Genomic DNA, 13,356 nt, shown 5'->3' on the forward strand with positions numbered 1-13,356 from the left:
GTGACGACGATCACCCGGCGTGGCGAGGCGGGGGTTGTCCATCGGCGTCGGCGGGTACGACCGGCGGGAGCGGCTGGACTTCGCGCCCGGGCTCGCCCGGCGGCTCGGGCAGGCCCTCGGCGCGCTGGGCTACCAGGTGTCGACCGTCGCCGAGGAACGCCTGCCCGGCGCGGAGCTGGGCGGTCACGTGCACCACGCGCTGGACGCGGGTGGACCGGACGACCTGGCCGTGGTGCACCTGGTCGCGCACGGTGAACGCGCCGACGGGGACGCGACCGTGTTCGCGTTGGGCAGCGACGGCGCGCCGCACCGGGACACGAGCGTCGCCCACTGGCTGACCATGCAGGAGGCGGGCACGCGCCCACAGGCGTTGTTCCTGCTGGACCTGTGCTCGGCCGGGTTGTCCGCGCGCCTGCCGTGGCAGCCCCGCGCCGGGGCGCCCGCGCGTGGCTGGGTGATCGCCGCCTGCGGGCCCGACGAGGCCGCCTACGACGGCCGGTTCACCCGGGCCGTGATCACCGTGCTGGAGGCGTTGCGGGCCGGTGAGCTGGACATCGACCCGGGTGTGCCGCACGTGCCGCTGAGCGCGGTGGCGCGGGCGATCCGGCAGGAGGTCAACCGGCTCGCCGACGCCGACGACGCCTACCCGCAGCAGGTCACCGCGAGCCTGGTGGACATCAGCGCCGACGGCGACCCGCCGTTCTTCCCCAACCCGGCCTACGACCCCACGCCGGGCAGGCGGCTGCGGGCCGGGGTCGACGCGGGCCTGCTGCCGTTCCTGGACGACCTGGACGAGGGCCTGGACGCCCGGCACTTCCTGGAGCGCGCCACCGGTCTCGGCCGGCTGACCGAGACCGGTGGCCTGGTCGGCTGCTTCACGGGCCGCGACCGGGAGCTGCGGCTGATCTCGCCGTGGCTCAACGGCGACGGCGACCACGACCTGCGCGTGGTCACCGGCAGCCCCGGCTCCGGCAAGTCGGCGTTGCTGGGCGTGCTGGTGTGCGCGGCGAGCCCGGCGCTGCGCGAGGCCACCCGGCCGGTGTGGGGCCGCGTCGCCCAGTTCCCGCTGCCGGTGCCGGACCTGGCGGCCGTGCACGCCCGGCAGCGCGGGGTGGCCGCGGTGACCGCCTCCGTCGCCCGCCAGCTCGGCCTGCCGGAGAACGCGCCGCCCGCCGCCCTGGTCGCCGCGCTGCGTGCCCGCGACCGGCGGCCGGTGCTGGTGGTGGACGCGCTGGACGAGGCCGACGACCCGACCGCGCTGATGGAGCAGCTCCTGTTACCCCTGACCGCGCCGGGACGGCCCGTGCGGCTGCTGGTGGGCGTGCGGCGTTACGACGAGTTCGCGCCGCTGTTCGAGCGGGGTCGGCTGCACGACCTGGACGACGTCGAGGAGAGCGTGCTGGAGGACGACCTCCTCGACTACGTGATCCGGTTGCTGCGCACGGTCCCCGAGTACCGGGCCGGCGGCGGTGTGACGGGCGCGTTCGCGCAGGCCGTCGCGCACGCGCTGGCCGCGCCCGGCGAGGGTGGTCGGCACTGGGGGCCGTTCCTGGTGGCGGGCCTGTACACGCGGCACTTCGTGGCCGCGTACGCCGACGACGTCGTGACCGACCCGGAGGTGGCGGCGGAACTGGGCCGCGCGGTGCCGGCCGACCTGCGTGGCGTGCTGGAGCTGGACCTGGCACTCGCGCACGACCAGCCGTGGCTGCGGCCCGTGCTGCGGGCCCTGGCCGCCGCGCGTGGCGCGGGGATGCCGGTGTCGGTGCTGGCGCGGGTCGCGCCCCGGTTCGCGCCGGACCTGCCGCCACCCACCGCGGGCCAGGTGCGTGCCGCGCTGGCCGCGGCCCGGTTCTACCTGCGCCAGTCGATGGACACCGACCGCAGCAACCTCTACCGGCTGTTCCACCAGGGTTTGGCCGACACGCTGGCGAGCGGTTCGGCGTGGGAGGCGGGCGTCGTGCTCGACGGGCTGCTGTCGTCGCTGGGTCCCGAGGGCGCCCGGGACTGGACGGCGGCCGAGCCGTACCTGTTCCGGCACGTCGCCGCGTACGCCGCCGCGGCGGGGCGGGCGGAGGTGGTGGACGACCCCGGTCTGGTGCTGCACCCGGACTGGCCGCGCGACCCCCGGTTCGCCGGCGTCACGACCCCGGCGGAGCTGGCGATGGCCGCCGCGCGGGCGGGCGAGGTCGCGCTGGCGCGACGCGCGGCGAACGCGGTCGGGCAGCCGCCGCTGCCGTGGCAGCCGCGCTGGGCTATCGGGACGCGGGAACCGGCACGGGTGCGTGTAGCGGGCACGGCCACCGAACCGGGGCTCAACCTGTCGGTCACGATCTCCGCTGACGGCTCCACCGCGGCGGCCGTGGGCGCCGACGGCGCGACGCTGTGGTCATGGCCTGAGCACGGCCAACCAGAGGCCGAGGCGGTGTGGCACACCGCCGTCGGTGAGATCGTCGCGCTGGCCCTGGACGGCGGGCTGTGCGTGGTGGCCGACCGGGACCAGGTGCGCGGCCTCGCCGACGGGCGGCCGACGCTCTTGGAGGACGTCCCGGCCGTCGAGGCGGCGTTGCCGATCGGCAGCTCCACGTTCCTGTGCGTGACCTACGACGGCGTGCTGTGCCTCTATGACCACCGGCAGCCGCGATTGGCCCGACTGGCGGACATGGGCCATCCCGGTGGGTCGTGGGCGCTCGGCTACACCATCGACCACGTGCCGGTGGCCATGGCGCTGAACAAGGGCGGTCAACTGGTCCGGTTCGACCCCGCTAAGCAGAAGTGGTCCCTGCTCGGCTCCGCGCGTGGATTGACGGCACTGGCGTGCGACCCACGCGGCACCCGGGTCGTGGTGGCCGACGCGGACGGCTTGGTGCGCTCGTCATCCTTGACGGGCGAGGTCGCGTGGCAGCGCGTCAAGCGGTTCGACTCGCCACCCACCGCGCTGGCCGTCACCTCGTCCGGCACGGTCGTCGCGGGCTGCCGCAACGGCGTCGTGCACATCGTCCGCGACGATGGGCACGACTCGATCCACGTCTCCGCCGCGGAGATCACCGCGATCGCCCTGGACGAGACCGGCGACCGCGTCGTCGCACTGGACCAGGAAGGCGGTGTCTCGTTTTACGACCACACGATGCGCGAACTGGTCGGGCGGCACCCGGACACCACCCTCGTGGTGGGTTCCCGGAAAGGCGCCGACGACGTCGAGCCGGCCGCCGTCACGGCGTTCATCCTCGAAGAGGACACGCTGCTGGCCGGGTTCGCCAACGGGGTCGTGGCGGGGCTGGACGAGCGGACCGGGCGCCTGGAGGCGGAACTGCACACCTCCGCCGTGCCCACCGGTTTCGCGCGGGTGGCGCTCGGCACGCAGGAGGGGCTGGTGATCGGCACCGCCGACCGGCACCTGCTGGTGGCCGACGACGGGAACGCCCGGCACGAGCTGGGGAACTCGGAGTGGGCGCGGGCGCGGCTGGTCCGGCAGCCGGCCACGCACCTGGTGGTGGACGGCCGGTTCGTGGAGGTCGGGTGCGCGAACGACCGGGTGGTCCTCGACTCCCGCGACCTCGGCGAGCCGCTGAAGGTGGACCTCGGCGCGCACCCCGGTGGCGGGGAGGTGCACTGCACGCACGTCGACGGGCGGCCCACGGCGTTCACCGGCGGCACGGACGGGTGTGTGCGGGTGTGGGACCTGACGGACCGGTGCCTCGTGCACACCATCGACATCGGCAGTTCGCCGGTGTGGCGGATCGAGTACGTGGGCGGGGAGACGCTGCTCGTCGGCGCGGGTGGCGAGTTGTGGTGGTTCGACCGGGAGAGTGCCTGATGCCCCCTCTGCTCGGCGTGCACGGCGTCGGCAACTACAAGCACTTCCGACAGGCCGGGACGGTGGACGGCGCGGCGGCCGCGCTCGCCGGGCGGTGGAGTGCCGCGCTCGGCCGTGACTTCGCCGTCGCCTACTACGCGCACCACCTGCACCGCGGCACCCCGCAGGGGCCCGGGGACGACCCGGCGGCGTTGCCCGACGAGGCGCAGGACCTGCTGGTGGCGTGGGTCGAGGCGCTGCGGGACGGCGTGGCGGTGTCGCAGGGGACGCGCACGGTGCGCGCACGGCAGGCCGCGGACTGGCTCACCCGCCGGTACGGGGCGGCGGCGCGGGCGTTCGCGGTGGTGTTCTGCCGGGAGGTGCACACGTACCTGGCCAAGCCGGGGTCGCCGCGACGCGTGGCGGCGCGGCGCGCCGTGGCGGACGCCGTCGCCACGCACCGGCCGAAGGTGGTCGTCGCGCACTCGTTGGGCAGCGTGGTGGCGTACGAGGCGTTGTGGGCGCACCCGGAACACGACGTGGACCTGCTGGTGACGGTGGGCAGCCCGCTGGGGATGCCGGGCGTGGTCGCGCCGCGGCTGCTGCCCGCCGACGCCGCCCGACCGCCCCGTGTCGCGCGGTGGGTGAACGTGGCCGACGTGGGCGACCCGGTCGCCGTGCCGCGAACCGGGCTGCGTGACCTGTTCACCGGTGTCGAACGGGACGTGGCGGTCGTCATGGGCGAGTGGCGTGCCCACGGCGTGTCCTCCTACCTCCGAACGCCGGAGGTGGCCGCGCTCCTCGAGTAACCCGTTCGGGGCGTAACCCGTTGGTTCCGGTGAGCGACCAACCGGTACCTGGGAAAATCCCCGCGCGTCCGGGGGAGGGAGCGGTCGATGGCCGACGTGCCGCAGGAGGAGATCCGGTTCGCCGTGGTCCTCAACGGCGGGGTCAGCCTCGCCGTGTGGATGGGCGGCGTCGTGCTCGAACTGGACCGGCTGACCAGGGGCGACGGGTCGTACGCCGACCTGCTCGACCTGGTCGGCAGCACCGCTCGCGCGGACGTGATCACGGGGACGTCGGCGGGTGGCATCAACGGCGCCGCGCTGGCGTTGTCCCAGGTCAACGCCAACGCGAAGCTGGAGCGGCTGCGGGACCTGTGGGCCGAGCAGGGGCGGATGGAGCAGTTGCTGCGCACCCCGTTCCGGGGTTCGCCGGTGTCGCTGCTCAAGGGCGACGAGTTCTTCCTGCCGCGGCTGCGCGAGGCGCTGGACCGGCTCACCACCGACTTCTCCCCCACCCGGCCGGAGGCGCGGCCGGTGGACCTGCGGATCACCACGACGCTGCTGGCGGGCGTGCCCGAGGTGACCTACGACGACCTCGGGCAGCCGCTGGTGCAGTCCAGCCACCAGGGCAGCTTCTCGTTCCGCCGCGACCCGGCCGGGCGCGACGACTTCGCCGCCGACCGGCTGCCCGGCCTGGTGGACCGGATGGCGTTGGCGGCCCGGTCGTCGGCGTCGTTCCCGTTCGCGTTCGAACCGTCCTACGTGCCGGTCGGCGCGTCCGGCGGTGAACGGCCGGACATGGCCGACGTGGCGTCGTGGGCGAGCGATGGCGACGACCGGTCCCGGTACGCCGTGGACGGCGGCGTGCTGGTCAACACGCCCACCAAGGAGGCGTTGGAGGCCATCGACCGGATGCCCGCCGAAGGTCCCGTGCGGCGGGTGATGCTGCTGGTGTTCCCCCACGCCCGTGAATCGGCGGCGGACCCGGAGGCGCCCGCGGAGGGCGGGCTGCCCAGCACCCTCGGCACCGGCGCGAAACTGCTCTCGGCGTTGACCAGCCAGAGCGGCCGGACCTACGTGGAGCGGATCGAGGAGCACAACCGGCTCGCCGCGTCGCGGCGCGGCGGGCGCAGGGCACTGCTGGACCGGCTGGCCACCGGCGGGTCGGTGACGGCGAAGCTGTACGCGCTGGCCGCCACCCTGCACGAGCACTACGTGGACATCCGCGTCCGGCAGGCGGCGCGGGACGTGACGGCCCGGCAGTTCGAGGCGCCCGGCGCGAACGCCGCCGGCTGGACCTTCGAGCGGGTCCGCGCCGCCGCCGAGGCCGCGCAGCGGTCCTACCTCGCCAAGCGGGGCGTGCTGCCCTACGTGCCGGGCGAGCCGGAGCCCACCGCGCTGCCCGCACGCGGGTGGCCGTGGGGCATCGGGATGGCCGACCGGCTCGCGTCCGCCGCGACGGACCTGCTCAAGCGGCTGGTGTGGGTGGCTCCCGACGGGTCGCGGCTGGCCCGCGCGCGCACCGACCTGCACGAGGTGCGGGCGCGGCTGCGCGCCGCGCGCGTCGAGCTGGACGCGCGGTGGACCACCGGCGAGCCCCGCGCGCTCAACCGGGACTACTGGGAGCAGCGGGTCGAGGCGTTCGCCGCCGGGATGCTGCCCACCGGCGACGAGGGCGTCGGCGACCGGGTGCGCGCGCAGGTGGACCGGATCGCCGGTGTCCTCGGCGACGCGCGTGACGCCCTCGACCGGCTCGGCGACGACCGGGTGCGGATGGCCGGGCTGGGCTCGTGGCGCGCGCTGCTGTTCGAGCCGCGGACCGCCGAGGAGGCCGCCGCCGGGCTGGACGGCGGTGACCTGCTGCTGGCGCGGGCGCTGGCCCTGGAGGTCGCCACCACGTGCCTCGCCGACGACTCGCGCGGCGGCGTCGACCAGGCCGTGGACCTGGTGCAGATCAGCCTCCAGACGCGCAACGCGTTCGCCGACTACAGCGTCACGCCCGACGACAAGGCGGGTGGTGCGGCGTTGAGCCGGTTCTCCGGCTTCCTGAAGCGGTCGTGGCGGGTCAACGACTGGATCTGGGGCCGGATGGACGGCGCGACCATGCTGTGCAAGGTCGTGTTCGACCCGAAGCGGCTGCTGCGCGTCGACCTGCTCACCGGGTCGGACACCGCCGAACCCGCCGAACGCGCCCGGCAGCGCGTGGACCGGTTGGTGGCGGCGTTGTTCGGCGACGGGCTGCCCGCGTCGCTCGCGCCGTGCGCCCAGCGCGCGGTGGAGGAGCTGACCGCGCTGTACCGCGACCCGACCGACGACCACGCGCCGACCTGCGACGCGCTCGCCGAACTCGCCGCCTGGGGCCTGCACGTGCGGATCATCTGCGAGGAGCTGCCCGCGTTGCGGGCCGCGATCCTCGCCGACCGCAACGAGGGCGCGGACCGGCGGTCGCGTGGCGAGTTGTTCCTGGAGGAGCAGGCGGAGCTGCTGGCGCGGCTGCCGGTGCGCACCGACGCGCAGCGCGTCGAGGTCGGCATGGAGGCGCTGGCCGCGTTCGACCGGGCCGGGATCGGGCGTGAACCGCTGTCCCAGGAGGCGTCCAGCGACCAGGTGATCCGCACCGCGGCCACCGCGGCGGCGGTCGCGATCACCGTGGCGGACAGCGAGCACTCCGGCCTGGGCCCGGCGAAGCCGCTGACCCGCGCCTTGCGCGGCGCGGCGCTGCTGCCGTACTGGACGATCACCGGGCTGACCCGCGGGAGCCGGTTGGCGCAGTTCCTCGGGCTGCTCGGGTTCGCGCTCGGCGGCGCGCTGCTGGTGCTGGCGTTGTTCGACCTGCTGCCGCCGTGGGCGGTCGGGCCCGCCGCCGCGTTCGGCACCGCGACCCTGCTGGCGGCGTTCGGGTACGCGGCGCTGCGCACCGGGACCCTGCTGCACGGGCTGGTGCTGCTGTCGCCGGTGATACCGCTGGCGGCGGTGGCGGTCGACCGGACGCGCAGCGCGCTCACCGCGGGTGAGACCGGCGAGCAGGCCGTGACCGGGATGGTCGCGGTGGTCGGCGTGCTGCTCGTGGTGGTGGGGCTGCTGGTGATCGGCAGCCTGCCCGCGCCCGTCGGGACGCCGCTGGCCGTGCTCAAGCGCGTCCGGCTGCGACCGCGGCTGCTGGTGCGGTTCCTGGCGGTGGCGCTGGTGCTGGGCGTGGTGTGGGCCGTGATGCGGTACCGGCTGTACGACGTGGACGCGACGCTGGTGGTGATCGGCACCGCCGTGGCGATCCTGGTCGGTGGGCTGGTGTCGTTGCGGCTGGGCCGGTCGTTGCAGCGGTGGCGGCGGGTCGACGGCGCGTGGTCGACCGAGCACGCCGAACCACCCGCCGCGGCCACCGCCGGGTGGGCCGCCGTCTACGGCGCGTTGCTGCTGTCGCTGGCGGCGTTGCTCCAGCTGTTCCAGGTGCGGTTCATCGGGTGGGAGGCGGTGCTCGCGACGGCGTTGTCCTTCGGCCTGGTGCTGCTGCTGGTGACCACCTGGTGGGTGCCGTTGCGGGCGCGTCGGCGGATCGAGCGGAGCCTGGTGGAGCAGTCGGCGTTCGTGGACTTCGAGGGCGACGTGCCGGGCGGCCTGCTGCGCCGCCTGGAGGGCCACGCCATGCTGTTCCGCTTCCTGACCACCGTGGACGACCGGGGAAAGCCGGCCCTCGGCCCGCGCGGGCTGCGGGTGGCGCAGCGGATCGCCCGCCGCCAGGCGACCGGGGCGGACCGCGACTGACCGCCGGCGGGCCGAGGACCCGACGACCCGCGATCGGGCGGGCCGAGGGCACCTCGACGGCAAGCGGCTCGGGGTCCAGCCCGAAACTTTCAGGGAGCCTGCCTGAAAGATCCGGGCGCGTATCTATCAGGCAGGCTCCCTGATAGATACACCCGCGAAGCTTTCCGGCACCCGGGCGGGCGATGGCCAGGCCGCCGCGACCGGGTGGCCGCCCCCGACCAGGCGGGCACCGCGCCGCCGGGACCGGCCGGCGGCAGCGGGTCGCCGAACCGGGTCGGCAGCAGCGGGTCGCCGGAACCGCTCGGGCAGCAGCAGGTCGTCGGAACCGCTCGGGCGGCAGCGAGCCGCCGGGGCCGGGCGGTCCGGATCGGGCCGGCGGCAGCGGGTCGTCGGAGCCGGGCGGGCGGCAGCGAGCCGCCGGGGCCGGGCCGTCCGGATCGGACCGCCGAAACCGCGTGGTCGGGCTGAGCGGTCGGCGGTCCGGCCGGCTTGGTCACGCGGCCGGGGCTCCGGCCAGGGCCGCCGGGCGCAGGACCGCGGGCACCCGCCTCGCGCGGGCGTAGATCGCCTCGAACTTGTCCAGCGTCGCGTCGATGGCGTGGGCCGAGATCAGCTCCAGGCTGGCCACACCCATGCGGGCCGTGACGGCCGGGTCCGCGGTCACCGAGTGCAGCCGGTCGGCCAAACCCGCCACGTCGCCGGGCGTGAACAGCCAGCCGTTGCGACCCGGCTCGCACAGGTGCGGCAGGGCCATGGCGTCCGCCACCACCACCGGCTTGCCCGCCGCCATCGCCTCCATGGTCGCGAGGCTCTGCAACTCCGCGATACCCGGCATGCAGAACACGTCGGCACCCGTGTACGCGTCCAGCAGCTCCTCCTCGCTCACGAAACCCCGGAACCGGACCCGGTCGGCGATGCCCAGGTGCTCGGCCAGCAGCTCCCACTCCGCGCGGCACGAGCCGTCGCCCACGATGTCGGCGTGCAGCCGCGGCACGAGGGCCACCGCGCGCAGCAGCTCGTCCACGCGCTTCTCCTCGTCCAGCCGGCCCACGAACAACACCGTCGGCCCCTCGTTGGTGCGCACGGCCGGCCGCAGGCGGTAGCGGTCGATGTCGATACCGCACGACACCGGGAGCGCGCGCTCCGGGAAACCGTTGTCGTGCAACAGCTGCACGGCACGGGGCGTCGGCGCCGTCACCACGTCGGCCGCGCCGAACACGCGGGTCAGGTCGCGCCACGCCCACCGGGACGCCACGCCCTGCAACCACCGCGGGCAGCGGGCGTGGCCGAACAGGTTCTCCGGCATGAAGTGGTTCGTCGCGACGGTCGGGATGCCGAGCGCCGCCGCCTGCCGCAGCACGTACCGGCCGACCACGAAGTGCGCCTGGACGTGGACCAGGTCCGGCTTCAGCTCGGTGAGCAGCGCCCGCACGTCCTTGCTCACCTGCCACGGCAGGCCGATCCGGAACGTGCGGTGGAACGGCGTCCGGTGCGACCGCAGCCGGTGGACGGTGATGCCGTCGAAGCGCTCGGTGCGGGCCTTGCCCTCCGGGTCCACGGCGATGACGTGCACGTCGTGGTCACGACCCGCGAGACCCGCGGCGAGGCGGTGGGCGAACCGGGCCGCGCCGTTCACGTCCGGGGGGAACGTCTCCGCGGCGATCACGATCCGCGTGGCGCGTCCGTCGTTCACAGTGCTCTCCGATCTGAAGGGTGCGAAAGGGTTCTGCACGCGGGCCAGGGCGACCACGCCCGCCACCGCGACCGCGGCGCAGGCGAGTTCGGCCAGGGCCACCGGCCCGCTGGTACGGGTGGCCTCGCCGAGCAACCCCGCGCCGATGCCGACGGCGACGAGCGGGTCCACCACGGTGAGGCAGGCCACCGCCAGGTGCGGCGGCCCACTGGCGTAGGCGTGCTGGATGAACCAGCCGCCGACGAGCAGGGCGGCGGCGATGCCCGCCGCCGACAGGGCGGTCGACCAGTCGACCCGACCCTGCTGGAGGTCTTGGGAAACCGAGCGCATGAGCACCGACACGTAGCCGTAGGCGACACCGCCCGCCGCGCCGAAGCCGAGGGCACGCACCGCGGGCCGCGTGGCCAGCACGCCGACCAGGCCGGGCGCGGCGACCAGGCCGAGCACCAGCAGCCCGGCGGTCAGCTCCGCCTCGGGCGCGACCGGCGTCGCCGTGGCGCTGCCGGCGGCGAGCAGCACGAACGCGCCCACGCCGAACGTGGTCAACGCCACGGCGGGCAGGTCGCGGCGGCGGCCGTCGAGCACGGCGGTGACGCCGATCGCCAGCACGCCCACCGGCTGCACCACGCTCAGCGGCGCCATGCCCAGCGCCACCGCGTGCACACCCGCGCCCACCACGAGCAACGCCAACCCGGCCAGCCAGCGCGGACGGCGCAGCAGCCGCCCGACCTTCGGCGCGCCGCCACCGGCACGCACCGCGTCGTGCTGGAGCCGGGCGGCGAACGCGAAGAACACCGCGCCCGCGACCGCGAGGAGCACCGCGAACCAGGTCATGACCGCACCTCCCGCCCGACCGCCGCGGCCAGCGCGAACAGCAACCCGTACAACAGGGCGAACAGGACGCGCTCGAAAAGCCCGAGCAGCGCCGTGCCCTCGTAGGTGAGGGTCACGTGACTGGCCATGAAAGCCACCGAGGTAATACCCGCGGCGACCGAGAAACGACGCACGGGAGTGCTGGAAATGAACCGCCGGGAAATGAGCCAACCCGCCAGCGGGAGGCTCGCGAACATCACCGCGCCCGCGTACCGGTGCACGGCGCCGGAGAACGACGTGGGCGCGCCGGTCGGGTCGGTCGGGAACACCGCGGCCACCGCGAGCCCACCCGCCCACAACCCCATCAGCAGCGACACCGGCCCCCGCCTGGGCAGCAACCCCCGGCGGACCAGCACGGCCAGCAGCGCGACGGACGCCGCGGCGAGCGACAACGCGGTCACCGCGAGCAGACCGGAGCCGTTCGCGACGAAGATGTAATCGCTGATCGTGTGCGTGATGGGGCTGAGCTGCCCCACCGAGACCACGTGCAGGTAAACGATCGGGAACAGCGACAGGACCAGGCCCGCGACGGCCAGCGGCAGCACCGCCGCGGGTTTTTTCTCCTGAATCTCCGGCACACCGGAATACTCGCCGCGAACGGGTGGCGGAACTATCCGGAGTGCCCCCGAGACAACCCTGGGGGAACCCCGATGACCATGGTGGGGTTGACCCCACCACGGAGGTGGTGCGGGCACGCCCTAGGCTCTGCCGTCGTGAGCCCGCACCCCCAGCACCCTGCCGTGGAAGTGTCGGGGCTGGTCAAGCGATACGGCTCCGTCGTCGCGGTGAACGGACTCGACCTCACCCTCGAACGCGGCGCCGTCCTCGCGCTGCTCGGCCCCAACGGCGCCGGCAAGACCACCACCGTCGAGGTGTGCGAGGGTTTCCGCCGCGCCGACGGCGGCGAGGTCCGGGTCCTGGGCCTGGACCCGCGCTCGCCCCTGCTGCGTCCCCGCATCGGCGTGATGCCCCAGGGCGGCGGCGGCTACCCCGGCGTGCGCGCGGACGAGATGCTGCGGCTGGTCGCCGCGTGTGCCGCCCACCCGCACGACCCGGCGTGGCTGCTGGACGTCCTCGGCCTGACCGGTGTCGGCCGCACCCCCTACAAGCGGCTGTCCGGCGGCCAGCAGCAGCGGCTGTCCCTGGCGTGCGCCCTGGTCGGGCGCCCCGAGCTGGTGTTCCTGGACGAGCCGACCGCCGGCATGGACCCGCAGGCCCGGCGGCTGGTGTGGGACCTGGTGGCCGCGCTGCGCGCGGACGGCGTGAGCGTGCTGCTCACCACGCACCTGATGGACGAGGCGGAGGCGCTGGCCGACCGGGTGGTGATCGTGGACGGTGGCCGCGTGGTCGCCGCCGGCTCGCCCGCGGACCTGACCGCGCCGCACGCCGACGAGCAGCAACTGCGCTTCCGCGCCCGACCCGGCCTGGACCTGGCGCTGCTCACCGACGCCCTGCCGGAGGGGATGCGGGTGCGCGAGGCGACCCGCGGCGGCTACCTCGTGGAGGGCCGCATCGACCCGCAGGTGGTGTCGACCGTGACGTCGTGGTGCGCCCAGCAGGGCGTGCTGGCCGAGGAGCTGACCGTGGCCAAGCGCAGCCTGGAGGACGTGTTCCTCGACCTGACCGGACGGGAGCTGCGGTCGTGACCTTCCCACCCGGCACCTTCACGCCCGCGCCCGGACGCGGCGGGCTGCTCCGGATGCTGTGGGCGCAGGCCCGCACCGAAGCCGTCCTGACCCTGCGCAACGGTGAGCAGGTCCTGCTCACCGTCCTCATCCCGCTCGCCCTGCTGGTGGCGCTCGCCAAGATGTCGGTGCTGCCGGTGCCCGAACCCCGGGTCGGCTCGGCCGTCGCGCGGGTGCTGGCGCTGGCCGTGATCTCCTCGGCGTTCACCGGCCAGGCCATCGCCCTCGGCTTCGACCGGCGGTACGGGGTGCTCAAGCGCCTGGCCGCCACCGCGCTGCCCCGGTGGCTGCTGGTGGCGGGCCGGGTCGCCGCCGCGTTCGCCGTGGTGGCGGTCCAGGTGGTGCTGCTGGCCGGCGCCGCGCTGCTGCTCGGCTGGGACCTCCCGACACCGGCGGGCGCGTTGTGGGCGGTGCTGCTGCTGGTGCTCGGCACGCTGGCGTTCGGCGCCCTCGGCGTGCTGCTGGGCGGCGCGCTGCGGGCGGAGGTCGTCCTCGCCCTGGCGAATATCGTCTGGGTGGTGCTGCTGCTGGTCGGCGGCGTCGCGCTGGGCGTGGCCGACCTGCCCGGGTGGCTGTCGTCCGTCGTGGGCCTGCTGCCGTCGGCCGCGCTCGCGGAGGGCCTGCACGCCGCCGTCGTGGACGGCTCCGCGCCCGCGCTCCGGCACGTGCTGGTCCTGCTCGGCTGGGGCGTGGCCGCCGCCGCCCTCGCCACCCGGACCACGCGGCTCGACTAGCGCCCGGACCGCTACGACGACCCGGACGGCG

General features: G+C 75.1%; 7 protein-coding genes. 5 read left to right on the forward strand and 2 right to left on the reverse strand.

Annotation, left to right across the window (positions count from 1 at the left end):
• The first annotated feature begins 19 nt into the window (after window positions 1–19).
• The 3 genes from KZQ38_RS37270 (at window position 20) to KZQ38_RS27340 (ending at window position 8,340) form a co-directional block, all read left to right on the forward strand.
• Entirely contained in the window at window positions 20–3,814 is a 3,795-nt protein-coding gene (locus KZQ38_RS37270) for an NACHT and WD repeat domain-containing protein (protein ID WP_219445839.1), read from the forward strand.
• Complete coding sequence (locus KZQ38_RS27335; RefSeq protein ID WP_219445841.1) at window positions 3,814–4,602, forward strand: serine peptidase; 789 nt, start codon at window positions 3,814–3,816, stop codon at window positions 4,600–4,602. Before KZQ38_RS37270 ends, KZQ38_RS27335 begins: the two co-directional genes overlap by 1 nt.
• 87 nt (window positions 4,603–4,689) lie before the next feature.
• Entirely contained in the window at window positions 4,690–8,340 is a 3,651-nt protein-coding gene (locus tag KZQ38_RS27340) for a patatin-like protein (RefSeq protein ID WP_219445843.1), read from the forward strand.
• Window positions 8,341–8,833: 493 nt separating this feature from the next.
• Here the strand turns inward: KZQ38_RS27340 and KZQ38_RS27345 are convergent, their stop codons facing one another.
• A complete protein-coding gene (locus KZQ38_RS27345) occupies window positions 8,834–10,867 on the reverse strand; it encodes a glycosyltransferase (RefSeq protein WP_219445844.1) in 2,034 nt (677 codons plus the stop codon).
• Window positions 10,864–11,484 (reverse strand): DUF998 domain-containing protein, encoded by a 621-nt coding sequence (locus KZQ38_RS27350; RefSeq protein ID WP_219445845.1) that lies wholly within the window; start codon window positions 11,482–11,484, stop codon window positions 10,864–10,866. Before KZQ38_RS27350 ends, KZQ38_RS27345 begins: the two co-directional genes overlap by 4 nt.
• Window positions 11,485–11,619: 135 nt before the next feature.
• On the opposite strand from KZQ38_RS27350, the gene KZQ38_RS27355 reads away from it, so the two are divergent.
• Window positions 11,620–12,552, forward strand: a complete 933-nt coding sequence (locus tag KZQ38_RS27355; protein ID WP_308258620.1) for an ABC transporter ATP-binding protein — start codon at window positions 11,620–11,622, stop codon at window positions 12,550–12,552.
• Between the two features lie 53 nt (window positions 12,553–12,605).
• Window positions 12,606–13,325, forward strand: a complete 720-nt coding sequence (locus KZQ38_RS27360) for an ABC transporter permease (protein ID WP_219446227.1) — start codon at window positions 12,606–12,608, stop codon at window positions 13,323–13,325.
• Window positions 13,326–13,356: the final 31 nt, after the last annotated feature.

This window comes from Saccharothrix obliqua, assembly GCF_019375475.1.
Lineage (GTDB): Bacteria > Actinomycetota > Actinomycetes > Mycobacteriales > Pseudonocardiaceae > Actinosynnema > Actinosynnema obliqua.

Excerpts from the sequence above, each read along its gene's own strand:
- KZQ38_RS27340 (WP_219445843.1), top strand. The coding sequence starts at position 4,690 with ATGGCCGACGTGCCGCAGGAGGAGATCCGGTTCGCCGTGGTCCTCAAC.
- KZQ38_RS27345 (WP_219445844.1), bottom strand. The coding sequence starts at position 10,867 with ATGACCTGGTTCGCGGTGCTCCTCGCGGTCGCGGGCGCGGTGTTCTTC.
- KZQ38_RS27335 (WP_219445841.1), top strand. The coding sequence starts at position 3,814 with ATGCCCCCTCTGCTCGGCGTGCACGGCGTCGGCAACTACAAGCACTTC.
- KZQ38_RS27360 (WP_219446227.1), top strand. The coding sequence starts at position 12,606 with ATGCTGTGGGCGCAGGCCCGCACCGAAGCCGTCCTGACCCTGCGCAAC.